12 protein-coding genes and 3 pseudogenes are annotated in these 17,298 nt (G+C 33.3%); 9 read left to right on the top strand and 6 right to left on the bottom strand.

All coding sequences use genetic code 11. The annotated features are described in order from the left end of the window. Positions 1-162: pseudogene (locus V7S50_RS29545) on the top strand (zinc dependent phospholipase C family protein); the annotation flags it as partial. 580 nt (positions 163-742) lie between these two features. Here V7S50_RS29545 and V7S50_RS29540 read toward each other — a convergent pair. Further along, entirely contained in the window at positions 743-949 is a 207-nt protein-coding gene (locus V7S50_RS29540; protein ID WP_065845783.1) for a hypothetical protein, read from the bottom strand. Between the two features lie 405 nt (positions 950-1,354). On the opposite strand from V7S50_RS29540, the pseudogene V7S50_RS29535 reads away from it, so the two are divergent. The 6 genes and pseudogenes from V7S50_RS29535 to V7S50_RS29510 form a co-directional block, all read left to right on the top strand. Then, a pseudogene (locus V7S50_RS29535) lies at positions 1,355-1,656 on the top strand (DDE-type integrase/transposase/recombinase); the annotation flags it as partial. A 106-nt stretch (positions 1,657-1,762) separates the two neighbouring features. Next, positions 1,763-2,986 (top strand): PucR family transcriptional regulator, encoded by a 1,224-nt coding sequence (locus V7S50_RS29530; RefSeq protein WP_336376595.1) that lies wholly within the window; start codon positions 1,763-1,765, stop codon positions 2,984-2,986. Positions 2,987-3,123: 137 nt separating this feature from the next. Continuing rightward, complete coding sequence (ald, locus tag V7S50_RS29525; RefSeq protein WP_336376529.1) at positions 3,124-4,245, top strand: alanine dehydrogenase; 1,122 nt, start codon at positions 3,124-3,126, stop codon at positions 4,243-4,245. Between the two features lie 706 nt (positions 4,246-4,951). Beyond that, positions 4,952-5,773: a peptidoglycan-N-acetylglucosamine deacetylase gene (locus V7S50_RS29520; protein WP_336376528.1), complete on the top strand. Its 822-nt coding sequence runs from the start codon at positions 4,952-4,954 to the stop codon at positions 5,771-5,773. Between the two features lie 20 nt (positions 5,774-5,793). After that, positions 5,794-6,459, top strand: coding sequence for a YkyA family protein (locus tag V7S50_RS29515; RefSeq protein WP_336376527.1), 666 nt, complete (start codon positions 5,794-5,796; stop codon positions 6,457-6,459). Positions 6,460-6,825: 366 nt separating this feature from the next. Beyond that, entirely contained in the window at positions 6,826-8,640 is a 1,815-nt protein-coding gene (locus V7S50_RS29510) for an acyltransferase family protein (protein ID WP_336376526.1), read from the top strand. Positions 8,641-9,030: 390 nt separating this feature from the next. Here V7S50_RS29510 and tnpB read toward each other — a convergent pair whose 3' ends face one another. The 3 genes from tnpB to V7S50_RS29495 all read right to left on the bottom strand — a co-directional run bounded on the left by tnpB (position 9,031) and on the right by V7S50_RS29495 (position 11,409). Further along, positions 9,031-10,164: an IS200/IS605 family element RNA-guided endonuclease TnpB gene (gene tnpB, locus V7S50_RS29505; protein WP_336376525.1), complete on the bottom strand. Its 1,134-nt coding sequence runs from the start codon at positions 10,162-10,164 to the stop codon at positions 9,031-9,033. A gap of 248 nt (positions 10,165-10,412) precedes the next feature. Beyond that, positions 10,413-11,102 carry a response regulator transcription factor gene (locus V7S50_RS29500; protein ID WP_336376524.1) on the bottom strand — a complete coding sequence of 230 codons (690 nt, stop codon included), beginning with the start codon at positions 11,100-11,102 and terminating at the stop codon, positions 10,413-10,415. A gap of 13 nt (positions 11,103-11,115) precedes the next feature. Then, positions 11,116-11,409, bottom strand: a complete 294-nt coding sequence (locus V7S50_RS29495) for a hypothetical protein (RefSeq protein ID WP_336376523.1) — start codon at positions 11,407-11,409, stop codon at positions 11,116-11,118. A 1,069-nt stretch (positions 11,410-12,478) separates the two neighbouring features. On the opposite strand from V7S50_RS29495, the gene V7S50_RS29490 reads away from it, so the two are divergent. Then, on the top strand, positions 12,479-12,679 hold the full coding sequence (locus V7S50_RS29490; RefSeq protein WP_147806313.1) for a DUF2187 family protein: 201 nt from the start codon (positions 12,479-12,481) through the stop codon (positions 12,677-12,679). A gap of 1,315 nt (positions 12,680-13,994) precedes the next feature. On the opposite strand, the gene V7S50_RS29485 is transcribed toward V7S50_RS29490, so the two are convergent. Beyond that, on the bottom strand, positions 13,995-14,372 hold the full coding sequence (locus tag V7S50_RS29485; protein ID WP_336376912.1) for a hypothetical protein: 378 nt from the start codon (positions 14,370-14,372) through the stop codon (positions 13,995-13,997). A gap of 1,112 nt (positions 14,373-15,484) precedes the next feature. Between V7S50_RS29485 and V7S50_RS29480 the strand changes: the two genes are divergently transcribed. Next, a complete protein-coding gene (locus tag V7S50_RS29480) occupies positions 15,485-16,477 on the top strand; it encodes a DMT family transporter (RefSeq protein ID WP_336376520.1) in 993 nt (330 codons plus the stop codon). A 234-nt stretch (positions 16,478-16,711) separates the two neighbouring features. Here the strand turns inward: V7S50_RS29480 and V7S50_RS29475 are convergent. Beyond that, positions 16,712-16,906, bottom strand: a pseudogene (locus tag V7S50_RS29475) (IS4 family transposase); the annotation flags it as partial. Between the last annotated feature and the right edge of the window lie 392 nt (positions 16,907-17,298).

Here is a 17,298-nt window from a genome sequence, read left to right as displayed (position 1 = left end):
GATTTTAAAATTAAAATTAACCTGGATAATCCTACAGAATATAATATTTTTACAGATGACTATCCATTAAATTATGAAAATATAAATGCAAAGAAAAGTTGGATTGTACTAGGTGAAAAAAAACAAAAACCTAGCTCATGGAAGTTTATACCTGTTAGATAACCTAAAAAGAAAAACACTCGTCCTTAATCAGAACGAGTGTTTTTTATCATTTTAGCCAAGAAGACTCTTTCCTCTAGGAATGCGAAGATAGTAGGCGGGAGATGAATTGGCTTCGAACTAGGGATGGCAGGACTTTAAAAATTATGCGGATGCATTATATGAAGGTTCTAAGAGTATAAAAAAGGGACAGGTTGAAAGAATAGACCCACCAATAGAAAATCACTGAATTGCTATTAACTAGATATAAATAATATAAAAAACATACAACCTTGTATTTCTTGGTAAGGTTGTATGTTTTTTATAGGGATCACCATACATGCCAATTAACTTGAAAATATAATAACGCTCCTTAAATTGAACTACTCACCACTTAACTAATGTCCTTACGGACTGTTTGAAGTGGAAGATTCCTGCGAACTCCGATGTATCCACCGGCTATCTTAGCAGTCTCTGCCAGTAGTCCCTACGGTGAAAACATAGGTATCTTGTACATTAACTCCCATGCGGAGTAGTTTGATATACTCATTTAAATATAATTGTCACACATAAGAAAAAGCCCTGCTATATAAGCAAGACTTTGTTACACAATTGCATATCTACTATCCTCTGAAACATATAAATTGGCCGTATGAATTCTCACATAACATTTTCCAAAGCGTCGCTTGACTTCAGATTTCAATTTCTTGTTTGCTTCCTCTAAAGAATTTGCTGGAATAATTGCGGATTGTAAACCTTTTTCCTTGCCACCATACACAACGGAAAAATCAATTTCATACTGATGTATCATGGTTTCCTCATTTCCCTTCTTTTGAAGTCACTTTGTCCATTCAATTGAAAGATAAATATCAATATATAACCAAACATATGCAATATCTTCTAAAAAGATGTCCATAATTTCCTTATTTCATCAAAAGTCCATATTAATCCTCTAACAAATGGAATAATGGATAATATTTAGGAATTGACAAGCGTCACTTTATTAAATTATATTTGAAATAATTAAATTAAATTAAATTACATGTTTTTAATAGATTAAAGTAGTTATTATTTCGCTGTATACATCAAGTTATAACTATAATATTTCTGCTCTCTTGAATTTATAATAATTAAATCACTGAATACATTCGACAAAAATCTACTATTTACGCATTGAGGATTTAATGTTTTAATAAATGTGTAATTGGTATGACCATTATGGAAAAAGAAAATGAAAAGCCTTCATCTATCCTAGAAGCTAGATGAAAAAAACTATATAAAGTTCAGAAAAAATGGTGTCATTTATATCGCATAATCAATAAATATGGACACACATTAGATATTTAACTTCGGAAAAAGCGAAATTATTTGAAATCCGCAGACATTCAAAATCTGCGTCATACTTCTCGTACGATTAAAGGAATTGAAACGCTTCGTGCTCTATACAAACGAAACCGAAGTTTGCAACTAAACTTTGGTTTTTCCACGTGTAGTGAGTTACAGCGATTCCTTACTATTAATAAAAAGTGTTATAGGTTTGTTAGTTTACACAATGACTATTTTTTTTACATTTTACAGTAGATAAAAATTATATTTTAAATAGGATGGATGAGTTTTGACATATATGAAAAATGATTTCTCTAAAATCAACTTTAACAGTTTAGAAGAGTTTGCGGACACAATTAGTGAGGTCCTACAATGCCCAGTTACAATTGAAGATGTGAATCATCGTCTTCTGGCATATAGTACTCATGATGAAAGAATAGACTCCGCAAGAGTTGCAACTATTATGGGAAGACGTGTGCCTGAAAAAGTAATTAACAGTTTGTGGAAAGAAGGCATTATCCCTGAACTGTTGAAAAAACGTGAACCTATTCGTGTAAAGAGGATAAATGGTGTCGGTCTTAGTGACAGGGTTGCTATTTCTATTTGGAACAAAGAAGATGTTTTGGGATTCATCTGGGTTATGGAAGACGAACATTTCTTAACTGAGGAAAATTTCACCTTGCTGAAAAAAGCTGCAGAGGCCGTAAAAAGCAAATTAATACAGCTTCAAGCTCGTAAAAATAAAAAGGTCGAACAAACACAAGAATTTTTCTGGAAATTATTGACCAATCACATACAAATAAATGAAATGATTATTGAAAATTTCCATCGTCTGCACATTACTCCTGCATCTGTATTTACTATCATCGTATTCCAGTTTGAACAAGAAATTATAAATAAAAAAGAAAGACAGATTTCTTATTTGCTAAAAACAAGCCAACATTTAGAAGTTTTACTTACCACAATAGATCATAATCGATTAATTCTTCTTACTTCATTGGACTGTGTGAATCGACCATCCTATGAAATCAACAATTTCGTTGAAATGTTTGTGCATAAAATGGAAAAACGATTTGGAGTTAAACATATCAAACCAGCGTTTAGTAGTGCTTATAGTGACTATCAAAAAGTTGATAAAGCTTATAAAGAGGCTCTAACTGTTTTATCTATAAAGGAAAAATTCCCTTGCGACACAGCAAACATCCACGGATATCAAAATATGGGTATTTATCAATTGATTGACCTTCTCCTTGAGAAACGAAAGTGTGAAGAGTATGAAAATCAAGCGTTACAAAAGCTGTATGATTATGATTATAAGCATAATTGCAACCTTGTTGAGACGTTGGAGACCTTTTTGAATAAAGACAGTAATGTGGGTGAGGTGGCCAAATCTTTAAATATTCATCCTAATACATTAAGTTATAGACTTAAACGTATTTGTGAAATCAGTGAGATTGATTTAAAAGATCCAAACAAAAAAATGATTATGTTCTTGGATCTCAAACTAAAAAAATTCATGTAGCAGCATCCTTTTGTGGAATTCCACAAAAGGATGCTGCATTTTTCTTTTTTCCTAACAATGAAAAAAGATTTTTAATACTCTATACTTGGACTACAACTAAGTTACCTAAAGATTAGTACAGAGGGGAAGATCATTTCATGATTATTGGAGTACCAAAGGAAATAAAAAATAATGAAAACCGTGTTGCACTTACACCTGCAGGAGTTATTGCGTTTGTCAAGGCTGGACATAAAGTATTGATTGAAACAAATGCCGGTGTTGAAAGCGGGTTTAACAATGTAGATTATGTATATGCCGGTGCTGAAATTATTCAAAGTGCTGCAGAAGTATGGAGACAATCAGAAATGATTATGAAAGTAAAAGAGCCCCTCGCCAGTGAATACACATACTTTCGTCCAGATTTAATTCTATTCACTTACTTGCATTTGGCTGCAGAGCCAGCTTTAGCCCAAGCTCTTAAAGATAATGGTGTTACTGCAATTGCTTACGAAACTGTAGAAGTGAATCATACGCTTCCGCTTCTTACACCAATGAGTGAGGTAGCTGGGCGGATGTCTGTACAAATTGGCGCACAATTCCTACAAAAATCAAACGGTGGACAAGGTATTCTTCTGGCAGGTGTTCCCGGTGTAAATCGCGGAAAAATCGCTATCCTTGGTGGAGGCATTGTAGGAACAAATGCTGCGAAAATGGCAATTGGCTTAGGTGCCGATGTAACAATTATTGACTTGAATGCAGAAAGATTACGCCAACTGGATGACATTTTTGGTACTCAAATTAAAACATTGATATCCAACCCGTTTAACATCGCGGAAGCGGTAAAACAAGCAGATTTGTTAATTAGTGCTGTTTTAATTCCCGGTGCCAAAGCACCTAAGCTTGTTACAGAAGAAATGGTAAGGGCAATGAAACCTGGTTCTGTAATCGTGGATGTAGCAATTGATCAAGGTGGAGCCGTGGAAACTTGTGATCATGTCACAACGCACGATAACCCGACATTCGAAAAGTATGGAATACTTCACTATTCTGTTGCGAATATGCCAGGTGCAGTTCCAAGAACTTCTACTATCGCTTTAACTAATGTAACAATTCCATATGCATTACAAATCGCCAATAAGGGTGTGCAAGAAGCAATCTTAGAAAACAATGCATTAAAACTCGGTGTAAACATGCTGAACGGTGAAGTTACATGTGAAGTGGTTGCAAAAGAACTCGGCTATGTTTGTGTTTCTATAGAAGAAGCTCTTGCGAAAAAGTAAACCAAATTAACATGAGCCTTTCATGTATTAAATAAGATGAAAAAAAGCTATGTTGTTGTCATATGTATGAACGGGTGCTTAATTAGATAACACATTTGGGGATTTTTCTACAAATTAAGAAACATATGAAGGAATAAGTACAAGTTATTCCTATTTTTCGAACTAGTGTTATTAGCATACTAGTATGCTGCAATTGAATTTATGAAAATCTTCCTATAAATGGAGGGAATTAAGCTGTAATTGTTTGGATAGGGAAATATCTGTAATCTACAGATATTTCTTTTTCTTGGTTAATAAACAGATTATTTGATTTAAGAAATTAGCGGTAAAATAGTTAAACTATACTAACCTCTCAAGAAGATTGGATAGAATTATTATCTAATCTTCTTGTATTTTCAGAAAACTTTAATCCATATAATAGTTAATATAAATGTTTCAGGAATCGTTTTCATATCCGTTAATGAAGTATATATGGAGGATAAACGTCTTTTCCTCTAAATACTTCAAAAGGATTATCTGTAAATCGTATCAAAGTGGAAAACATCCTCAATATATCTTTGGATATTGTATATATTCTCAACAAATTATATCTCTTCTATAAAAAGAGAAAGAATTATTACTTCGATTTGTTATTTATAAATGTCATAGCAAATCAAATGTAAATCACATAATAAAATTAATATATAAAACGAAAGGGGTTCCTATTATGAGACATACTACTAATATACAACGTATATCTATTACAATTATAGCAATTATTGCAGTAGTAGTTTGCTATTTTATGTATCAATCTCTTACTTCATCAGCAAGAGCCGTAGCGAAGCAAGAGAATTCAGTGCAATTAGCAAGTGAACAAAGAAAAAATGAAATAAAGAAAGAAGCACCAAAGCGCTTTAATGGCCAAGAGAGAAAAGTTGCCTATCTTACTTTTGATGATGGTCCTGGTAAATATACAGCTGAGTTGTTAGACATACTACGACAAAATGGTGCGGAAGCAACATTTTTTTTAATTGGTGAAAATGTGAAGCAGTTTCCGGATTTAGTGAAACGAGAGAAAGAAGAAGGCCATTATGTGGGCATGCACAGTATGACACATAACTTTAAGAAATTGTATACCGATGGTGAGTATGTAAATGAAATGAAAGAAGATCAAAATTTAATAGCAAATATTCTGAAAGGATCTCCCAAATTAACACGTCCACCATATGGCTCCATGCCAGGACTAAATGAAGAACTTCGCAATAAAGCAGTAGAAGCTGGTTTTACAGTTTGGGATTGGACAATTGACTCTTTAGATTGGAAGTATAACAAGATGCCAATTGATTCAGCTTCAGCTCAAATTGTTCAAAATGTATTAGCAGGTGCAACAGAACCACAAGAAGTTATTTTAATGCATGATATTCATCCGCAATCTGTTGCTGCTGTACCAGCTATCATAAAAGGATTAAAAGAAAAAGGATATGAACTTGAAGCGTATCATGAAGAAGAACATTTTCCATTGAATTTTTGGCACGATAAACGCATTTGATATTGTAGGAGGGATTAAAATTGATTAATAGAAAAGCGATCCTAATAGGAATCTTATCAATTGGATTTCTAGCGGGATGTTTAGGAGCAAAGCCAGAAGAGAAATTATACGTTGCTTTTGAAAAGGCAGCAGATCAAGAAAAAGCGTTATCTGATAATGTAAAAAAATTAGAGCAGTTAGAAGCAAAGGGACAAGAATTGTACAATCAAATTATACAGAAAGGACAAGAGAATAATGAGGAAGCACTACCCCAAGTAAAACAAGCTGTTGCAAATGTATCTGAACGTGAGAAAGAGTTAGATAATGAAGCAGATGTATTGGAAAAAGCCCAAAAAGAAGTAACATCAGTTCTTAATGATATAAATAAAATCAAGGATAAAAAATTACAAGAACAAGCCAAAACAGTAGAAAAAGCTTATAAAAATCGTTATGATGCTTTTCTAAAAATGAATGGAAGCTACAAAAAATCATTAATAATTGAAAAAGAACTTTATGAAAAGCTAAAAGAAAAAGAAACAAAACTAAAAGAAATTAGTGAGAAAGTTAAAGCTTACAATGTAATAAATAAAGAAACACTAAAGGAAAAAGAAAAGTTCAATCAATATACTACAGAGTATAATAAGGAGAAATTAAGTTTTTATAAAGGCGCGAAGATAAAAATAAAAGAGCAAAAGCTAGAGAAATAATTATGAACTTAAGTATCTTGAAATTCTTCTATCTACAGACAAATCAAAGTTCTACACCGAGCTTCTTATATTGAAAATCTGTAAAAAGGATAAATTTGAATTGTGAAATATTAGAAGGAGATATTCAAGTACTAGTTAATTAAATGATATATTGTAAAAGTCGAAAAAGCATTTTATAATGTTCTTTCGACTTTTTGGCTTGGTAACAAAGAACATAATTACAAATTAAGGAATTGCTATATAAAAGTTTCGTTGTATAGGTGTACTTTTCCCCATATTCATAGAGTTTTCATTTGTTTTCTGTTGATGATCACTTATGAGAAAAAGTAACCAAGCATATCAGCAAAGTTTAAGGGAGGATTATATATGCTTACACCATTAAAGAAAAATAATCGTTATATGGTCGGATTAGATAGTTTAAGAGGGCTGGCTATACTGGGTGTCGTGTTATATCATGTCAACTATAAGTGGATACCTGGAGGATTCCTGGGCGTTACAGTTTTCTTTGTACTCTCGGGTTATTTAATTACCGATCTTCTTGCTACTGAGTGGGAGAAATATAAAAGAATTGATTTAAAAAATTTCTGGATACGTAGGGCAAGAAGATTACTTCCAGGAATGTTTGTTATGCTCATTATTGTTTTTGCATGGGTGACGTTATTTCATAACTCCTTACTAGGAAAAATGCGAGGAGATTCGTTAGCAGCAGTATTATATATTAGTAACTGGTGGTACATTTATCATAAGTTATCATATTTTGATAACTTTGGCCAACCTACTCCTTTAAATCATTTTTGGTCGTTGGCTGTTGAAGAGCAATTTTATGTAGTCTGGCCATTCATACTTAGTTTAGGATTCTACTACATAAAAAAACGATCACGTATGACACTATTTATTTTTTTAGGAGCAATTGCTTCAGCAATTGCGATGGCTGTACTGTATGAACCAGGAAATGATCCAAGTAGAGTTTATTATGGTACCGATACAAGAGCGTTTTCCTTATTGATAGGGGCAGTACTCGCCCTACTTTGGCCAAGTAATAGACTTTCTAATAAAATTGTTCCACCAGCTCGTTTTGTTTTAGATGTAGTTGGGGGAATTGCTTTAATCATTATTTTAATTATGTTTTGGGAGACAAATCAATATGACTCATTCCTATATCGTGGAGGAATGTTATTTTTATCGGTTGTTACTGCTTTATTAATAGCCAACCTTGCTCATCCAACTAGCAGAGTTAGTGTACTTTTAAGGTTTAAACCATTACGTTGGATTGGTATTCGGTCCTATGGAATATACCTTTGGCATTATCCGATTATCACATTGACGAGCTCGCAAGCTAATACAGAAGGGCCTCATCTTACAAAAGCTATTTTTCAAGTTTTTTTGATTCTACTTATGGCACATCTTTCGTGGAAGTTTATTGAAAATCCAATTCGTCAAGGTGCATTGAAGAATCTTCGTTTAACGGACTTGAAAATAAGAGACTTATCATTCGTTAATAGAGTTGCTTTAGCATGTACAATATTCCTTTCCATAACAGTTATCTTTGGTTTCTCAACAGCCGGCAAAGTAAAAGACAATTCTAAACAAGTTAGGACAGAGGCGGTACAAGTGAAAAAAAATGAGGAATCTGCTCATCCAGTTACTAAGGAAGAGAAACCGATTGATAAAACATTAGAGGACGAAAATAAAGATTCCTCTAATCAAATTAAACAACCTAAGACTGTTACAGCCATTGGTGATTCAATTATGATTGATGTCTCTCCGTATTTAAAGGATGCTTTTCCTAATATTACAATTGATGCGAAAATTGGAAGACAGATGTCTCAAGCATTGGATATAGTAGAGGGAATGAAAAAGGAAGGCACTTTAGGAAGTCATGTTATTATTGGATTAGGTACAAATGGGGCATTTACTACTGAGCAACTAGAATCGTTAATTCAGTTGATAGGTGATGAACGTGAAATTGTATTAGTTAATACTAGAATACCTCGTCCGTGGGAGTCCGTAGTTAATGAGAAATTAAAAGAAGTCTCTTCTAAATTCCCAAATACTGTGCTAGTTGATTGGTATGCAGCAAGTGCTGGAAATCAATCATATTTCGAACCAGATGGAATTCATTTAAACACAACAGGAGCAAAAGAATACGCTTCACTTGTTGTTCAGCATATTGATAAGTAATTTGATTCTCTTCTAGATAATTTACCATTCATTTTATATTCCTTAATTTTACGTCAAACAAAAAGACTTCATTTTGAAAAAGATTAATCAAAATGGAGTCTTTTTACGCTAATCGGTATATACATCAGAACGCTTTTGTTTCATTCGTATTCTTTTAAGTCTATATTTTCTGTTTCGATGTAGTTTAGGAAAACCTTGTGATAAAAACACAATTGTAATGATAACTAATACAAGATTAACTTTGAACTACTCCCACTTATCGACCTTACGGTCTGATTGAAGTGGGAGATTCTTGGGAACAGAGCATACTTATTGATGTATTTCTTTACCAACAGCGGTTTCTCTTATTTACCAAGCTATCCCCGTAGATTCCTACGGTTCTATGATTTTTCAAACCAAGGCTAATGTCCGTAAGCCTTCGGCTAGAATATTTTTACTAGCATTAAAATCTCTATCATGGTTTGCATGACAAATAGGGCAAGTCCAGTCTCTTATTTCAAGAGATTTCTTGCCATCATGATGTCCACAATCAGAACATATTTGGCTAGATGGAAACCATCTGCTTATTTTGACGATTTTTTTGCCATACCAAGTTGCTTTGTATTCTAATTTAGATACAAAAGCAGACCAAGATACATCAGAGATTGATTTAGCTAATTTATGATTACGTAACATTCCTTTTGTATTCAAGTCTTCGATACAGATGATATCGTGATTTTTGATGATCTCTGTACTCAACTTATTTAGAAAGTCGTCCCGTTGATTTAGGACTCTTTCGTGTAATCTAGCAACTTTACGCTTTTGCTTCTGATAGTTTTTCGCATCAAGAAGGTGTATTCCTTTATTTTTAGCGATTAATGCACGTTTTGATAATTTACGTTGTTCACGTTTTAACTTCTTCTCCATTTTGGAAGTGAACTTATTATTGTCAATCTTATGACCATCAGAAAGGATAGCAAATTCAGTAATTCCTAGGTCGATGCCGATAGCAGAATCAGCTTTTTCAAGTGGCTGTATTTCAACTTCTGTAAGAATTGCCACGAAGTATTTTCTGCTTGAATTTCGTCTAACAGTAGCATTCATAATACGTCCATATACCTCACGGCTTTTGGCAAACGTAACAAAACCGAGTTTTGGTAGCTTGATCTTATTATCTACGATGGCAATATTACCGTTTGTATGCTTTGTTGTGTAAGACTGAACATTATTCTTTTTAGATTTGAATCGAGGTGCCTGATTTTGTTTCTTAAAAAATCGACTATAGGAATCCGCAAGGTTTTTTAGGGAAGATTGAATCGCAATACTGTCTACTTCTTTTAACCAAACTAATTCTTTCTTTAGTTGTGTTAATTGAGAAGAACAAGCGTTATAAGTAAGACCTTTACCAGTTTCTTTGTATGTGTCATTCCACATACCTAAGAAGTGATTAAAGACAAAACGAGAACAACCGATTGTTTTCGCAATCAGTATTTCCTGATCTTTATTTGGATAGATTCTGAACTTATAAGCCTTATTGACTAACAATGCTTTCACCTCACTTCATTACTTGGTTTTCGATGTATTTTTGAACCACATTTATGGAAGAACCACCAGTAGTTAACAAAGCTTCCTTTGATACGCCTGATTATACTATAAGGCATGATGTGTTTAAATACCTTTGGCTAACGCCAACCACAATTCATCTCCCACCTATCACTGGGCTACGCCCTGCGCGGGATTGAGGAAGGAGTCTTCTTGCGGAAAACTGATAAAGTACAAACTAATTTTACACCTCATTGTTTTCCTCCATTCCACCTATATCCTTTTCCCCATACAGTAAGGAGAAACTGAGGGTTAGAAGGACTAAGTTCGATTTTCTGACGAAGGCGACTGATATTCACATCTACTACTTTTGTGTCACTTAAACAATTTATACCCCATATTTTATTTAAGAGTTCATCACGTGGAATTGGCTTTATGGAATTTTCCATTAAATATCGTAAAATAATATACTCTGTTGGAGTTAAGTCAATTTCTATCCCATCCTTATATAATTTTTCTTGCAGAATATTTAATTGAAATGGTCCTGAGCGAATCGATTCCATATCCTTTTTAGTTTCTTTTACTCTTCTTAGCAATGATTGTACACGTGCTACTAATTCAATTATACTAAATGGTTTTTTTATATAATCATCTGCCCCAATTGTCAAACCGTGAACCTGATCTTTACTTTGCACACGTGACGTTAACATAATAATACCAATCTTTTCATTGTATTTTCGTATTTTTTTGCATACTTGAAAACCATCTATTCCCGGTAACATAACATCAAGTATTATAATATCAACATTATGATGTTCTAAAAGCTCAAGAGCTTTTTCACCTGTATTGGTTTCTAGAACATTGAAACCAGCATGCTTCATATTTAAAGTAATAAAATTACGAATTGTTATTTCATCATCTAATACTAAAATTGTTGTCATGCTCATCGCTCCTTTACTTTCGTTGGTAATCAGCCATGGATTTGATATAAAATTTAAGATTCTGGTAGTCAAATTTTTTTGATATTGCATATACATGCTCTCTTGTTTTAACTGCCGCTTCATAATTTTTGATCTTTGGCCATTCCTTATAATCAAAGGTATAAACTTCAAGCCACGTTTTATCTGTATCAATATAAAGAAAACATTGAGTAGTTTTCGATTCTTCTTGAAGTGTTATTTTTTCAATTAACTTTTTAGAAATTGTAATATAATAGCCGAGTTCTGCATTTACATATCGTTCTTCCATAGGCTTAAATTCAGTAGCCCTATCCCATTTGTACATTGCGTACAAATAGTGGGATGCCAGCGTATGGATGATTTTCCCATCCCCCTCGGACGGACAGATTTAGCAAACTCAACTATTCCATCACCAGTAACACCCTGACTTTCTGACATAAATTTATTCATAAATGGGTTGTTTTCATCAGAAAATAAATTTTTAAACTCATTTTTTTCAAACCTAGCTATATATAATTCCTGAGTGTACCTCAATTCCAGCTTCAATAATGATTGCTTTTAATTTTGGGAAATATTTTAAATTCGTATTTTTTATATTTTGTTTATATACGAGTCAAATGAAGTACTTGATAGCGTCTTAAGTTGTTCTATAAATTCAACTTTTAATTGCTGATTTTTAAGGGATTGGGCTTAAGTGAAGTCAGCAGCCTCGTGTAATTACATGCTTAGGACAGACATAGGATTAGATTTTCACACTCCTATTAATCCTTGATTTATTGTAATTAGAGTATAGAGTGTTTAAAACGCTTTTTCATTGTTAAGAAGGAAGAAAAATACATCCCCATTTTGTGGAATTACACAAAAACTTCATTTAATCAATTGCACCCTTAACAGCCTGAACCCATACTCTATTATTATTTTTGCTACTGTTATTTTCTATATGTATTACCACCTAGCGAGCACCATACATGTCCATCAACCTAAGAATCTAATAAAAAAACGTTATTCTTTCTAAACAAGATTATTAGAAAGAATAACGTTTTTTATGAATCTTTTAATTCAATATAGATTACAAGTATTTGCTGAAGATTTGCGAAGTCATTTAACTCATTCTCTTTTGGAAGAACTCACAAAAGACTTAGATTTTATAATCTAAAAGGAGCATGTTTTACAATCTCATAAGACATGCCCTTAAACCCTAATTCGAACATAAAATAGACCAGACTATAAGAGGAGATTATGTACAATATATGAATTAGGGCTGTTACCTTTTGTTACAAAGGTAACAGTTCACACGATATACCCGTCCCATACGTTATAATAACAATGAATTCTTACTAAGAAACGAGGTACATTCCATGGACTCTACAATTGATATAACCAAAGGTAATTATGTTCGATTTCCTTATCGCGACAATCCTTCCATACAGTTAACCGGTTATGTAATAAGTGTTTTACAGAATACAATTGTTGTAGATATTTCTGAAACGATGAAACTTCATAATATAGAGTATGCTAGACAGGTGGTGAAACATGGAAACTATCATAAAGTTAGTTAATAAAAAAACTGTTTTTTAGGACCTGATATAAGTATTCTTATTAGGCGCTAGACGAAATTTAATCATAAGAGGATTACACCATTTATTCCGTTTTCTAATACTATTTAGCATCAAATAACACGATTAAAGAATGTTGTGTTTGTAAAAAAGAGATACGCTTTAATTGAAACGTATCTCTTTTTTATGATTTTTAAAATCAACAGAAATAAATACCTCAGAATATTTATTTCTGCTGCTGACGAAAATCCATTCATTCGGTTTACTACCTCTAATTGCACATATTTAGCAGGTACTGGATTGAATTTTACATATTTGTGTTGCTTATTATTTTCTCATGTCTCAGAAGCTACCTTTTGAATAAGCAACACCGGTTGTACTTGTGTAAATATTATAGTTTAAAATGTGATCGGGCAGAACTTACTAAGATAACTGGTGGATACATCGGTGTTCGTAGGAATCTCTCACTTCAAACAGCCCGTTAGAACGTTAAGTGGTGAGTAGTTCAAAAACGACAATTCACCTTTCTTATTGATGGAGAAATTATGACAGTCGAATTTTTCAATTAACATATGACTCATAGGCCTTATTTAATAGAAAAATGTAGTCTTACCGTGCAGCAAAAAACTAAAAATCCTTACTTGAAATCTCCGACTCATCGGGGATTTTATGTTAGTTTAACAGGTGTATATAAGTATGTGGGTAAAGAGATGGAAGGTGTGAGCATATACGGAGTGATATTCTAGTTTTCTAGTTCTTAACGATAAAAATTGAACAAAAGTGTTATTTTAGACGAAGCCAACTGTGAGTACGGAAGGAGGCTTCGTCAGATGAAGTTACTATGCAAGGGTTTGGTAAACAAAAATCCTTGTGACAAAAAATCTAGTGGGAATTAGAAAATTTCGTTTCAAGGAATTTACCCTGCAGATACATAATAACATAGGGTTATCAAAAGAAATGTAACAATAATGTAAGGATTTGTCGAATTGAATGCGAAAGTTTGTTCAAGGAGAGGTAATAGGGTCGTTGAAAATTTCTTTCTGCTGAAAATCTACAAACCAAAAAGGGTACCTTCGAGCAGTGCTCTTTAAGTGGAAAATGGATTGTTGAAGAGTTAACTATGAGTAATTGTGGCGAAAAGATAATCAAGAATTTACTTTGTTGGAAATAAGCTAAATGGATGGCATCGTGGAGTGCAGTATCCAGTCCGTTCTTTGTTCATGGTATTTTGATTGGATTATTCTGGAGCCAAAACTAAACCAAAACACTATTTGATATGTAAGTGTAGGAGCACCTCAGAAAGTGCTCTTTGGCTAGGTCAATTATTTAGTTTAGATAAATCTCGTAACAAAAATACAAGTGTTATAATAACCATTACAAAATTAAATACGAGAGCTACTATAGTAGATAAATCTGTAATTTTCATGATCATAATACAACATGAGAAAATTGATGTTATAAAGGGAATAGATTGCCTTATTTTTGTTATTAAATAATTATTATTGTCATTAAGGTTCATCATTTTCATGCCAATAAACATTAGTAAAGTCGAAGTAATTAAGACACCAAACCCTGCTACAGCATCTTCAATAAACCAAGGTAATAATGGAAACATTGCTGAAAATAAAAATTGGTTAAGTACTAAAAGAAATAGTTGAATAAGGGACATATTTAGATGCCTGTTCATTTGTTCCATTTTTTACCCCCAAAAACGTAAATATAAAAGATGATTATTACAACCTATATTTTTGTTGTTTTGTAAAAAATAGGTTGACTATGAAGGTGTGAAACACCAATTCTAGGTGGGAGATGAATGTCGGCTGGCATAAGCCAACATGTTTGCTACTATATACTTGTACAGATAGCTCTTCAACGCTCTAGCGACCCACGCTTGCCGAAGTTGCAAAAACCAAGCTAAAGTAGGAAGCGTGGTGAGTAGTTCAATAGTAGAATCTTCTTCTTCCTTAGTGGTCAAACCATTTGCACTTTTATTAAAACATCAAGTTTTTAAGTATGTAAGTTACAAATAGTAACAAAGATAACTTGTTCTAACACAGTCTTTCAATAAATCCATAGAATTTTTCTCAGAGAAGCTCTATCCTTTGTTTTTTTGAATTTCATTAAAAAAGAACCCTTATATAAAGGATTTTTTAAATTTATAAGCGATTAAACTTTGTTTTAAAGCCACATTTATATCGCTTAATCAATGCTATAGCACCATGCTTATTATTTTAAGGAAGGATAGAGAGGTAACAATCCGATTACAATGCATCTACCATCTCTTTAATACGTGTTAAACTAACATAGTACCTCCGTTTTGAAGTTCTTTAATACTACTTGTATATTTCTGTTCTGAGCCCCCTTATTTTCTTATAAGGGGGCTCACTCTGTTCAAATTAAGATTTTGTTTAGTTTTCTTTAATCTCTACATCGCTTAATCAATGCTATAGCGCGATGCTAATTTTAGGTTACTAGTATAAACGTCACACCTTTATTCAAAACTTCGCGTCTTTCTTAAAAGCATCTTACCTTTATTTCAAATTCACATTTGATATGTTGCCTCCCGTTTGGGAAATTCCACAAATTGATGATCCATTTTTCTCCGTTCTGAACGATGAAATTACATTTTGAACACTCTATACTCGATTCGTATGCTCTTTTAATTTTAGGAACTGCATTTGCAGTTCCTCCAAGAGATTTTATACATTGTTTCTAGAAATGCTAAAGCATCTTAAAGAAGAGGGGATTACATATGTTGGTCAATCAAAGTGGAACAAAACTGGTTAAGTCTTGGGAAGGTACTGACTTATGAAGCAGATTGAGGTAAGAAGTTTGCGTCCGGTTTTTTTAGGTATTTGTGGTGCTTTCTTTTTTTCGTTCACATTTATAATTAATCGAGCGATGGAATTATCAGGTGGTAACTGGATATGGAGTGCGTCACTAAGATTTATTTTCATGGTTTTATTTCTTTTGCTTATTGTTATGAGTAGAAAAAAACTAAGGCCGCTATTGCAAGTTATGAGAGAAAATCCGGGAGCGTGGGTTTTATGGAGTTTTATTGGATTTGTCCTGTTTTACGCTCCATTATGTTTTGCGGCTGAACATGCACCAGGATGGGTAATTGCTGGGACTTGGCAGATTACTATTATATCAGGATCTTTATTAGCGCCTCTTTTTACTCAAACCATTCAAACACCAGATGGGCTTCTTAAGAAAAGAGGAGAAATACCAATAAAAGGGATGGGTATGTCACTTATTATTCTTCTTGGTATTGTTCTTATGCAAATAGAGCAAGCGAAATCTCTTGCTCTAAGGGATATTTTGTTAGGTATTATCCCTGTCATTATAGCTTCTTTTGCTTATCCATTAGGTAATCGTAAGATGATGGAGGTTTGTGGGGACCGTCTGGATACTTATCAACGTGTGCTTGGAATGACATTAGCTAGCTTACCATTTTGGTTTTTGCTATCCGTGTATGGCTTTTTTACAATAGGAGCGCCTAGTAAAGAACAAACAATGCAATCTATTTTAGTTGCTATTTGTTCAGGTGTAATTGGAACTATTTTATTTTTCAAAGCAACTGATATGGTAAGAGGGGATATGCAAAAACTGGCTACTGTTGAAGCAACGCAATCTATGGAAGTACTATTTGCTGTTATCGGGGAGCTAGTTTTATTACATTCTCCAGCTCCTACTATTTTATCTTGGGGCGGTATGTTTGTAATAATGCTAGGAATGATAGCACATAGCTATGTTTCTCATAAAGGTGAAATGACACAGCATCAAGGTATTAGTGCCTAAAAATATTTTGAAAATAATATGAGGCCCTAATGCAAAAAATCTATAAAACTTGCAGGAGTCTTGGTAATTTGCACCGAGGCAGACATGCCTTTGGGCGGTGAATATTCGCTACGCAACTGTAATTGATGGTAATAGTTGCATAGCGAATACGTGCGAGGAAGGACAAAGCAACTTCCAATAGGTGTATTTTGAAAACACAGGGATTTTTAGCCTCTGTGTTTCTTCAAGTTTTTCTTTAGGACTGATCAAGACACTCGTTGAAGATTCCAAATAACTACATAACTGAGTCAAGGAAGTACAGGCTACTTTTTGACTTAAACACACGTACAACGCTATTAAATCTTTAGCTTGATACATACTCGTTCTTTGACCAAAGTCCACTTTTCTAGCCAGCCGTTGTAGAGCTTGTGGGGTCAAAGATCGTTGCAATTCCTAAGAAAACAGAGTAAGTTCATTTAAAACTTCGCTACACATATAAAACACCATCCTTTCCATAGCATTACAGAAAGAATAACGTTTTTTCGTTATGGGGGTAATGATTTGATGGGCATGGAGTACATCCGAGATATTCACGTCTCAGATGTACTCCTACTAGTATCAGTATGTCCAACTCTGTGAGATTTCCGTGCATTCTTCTGAAGGAGGTGGGTTTCTCATATATATAAAAATGACGTAGAACATATTCTACGTCATTTTTATATAAACACTTTAAAGGATTAGGGGTCCTTACATTTTATATTTTTTAACATATCTGAATGAATTAAATTTATATTATCTGTTTAAGTGAGCCTGTAAAAGCAAAGGATATTGTAGCAGCTGTA

Source organism: Bacillus sp. CCNWLW194 (assembly GCF_037120585.1).
Lineage (GTDB): Bacteria > Bacillota > Bacilli > Bacillales > Bacillaceae_G > Bacillus_A > Bacillus_A basilensis.
The sequence above is the reverse complement of the archived record's forward strand: the minus strand, read 5'-3'. Positions and strand labels throughout refer to the sequence as shown.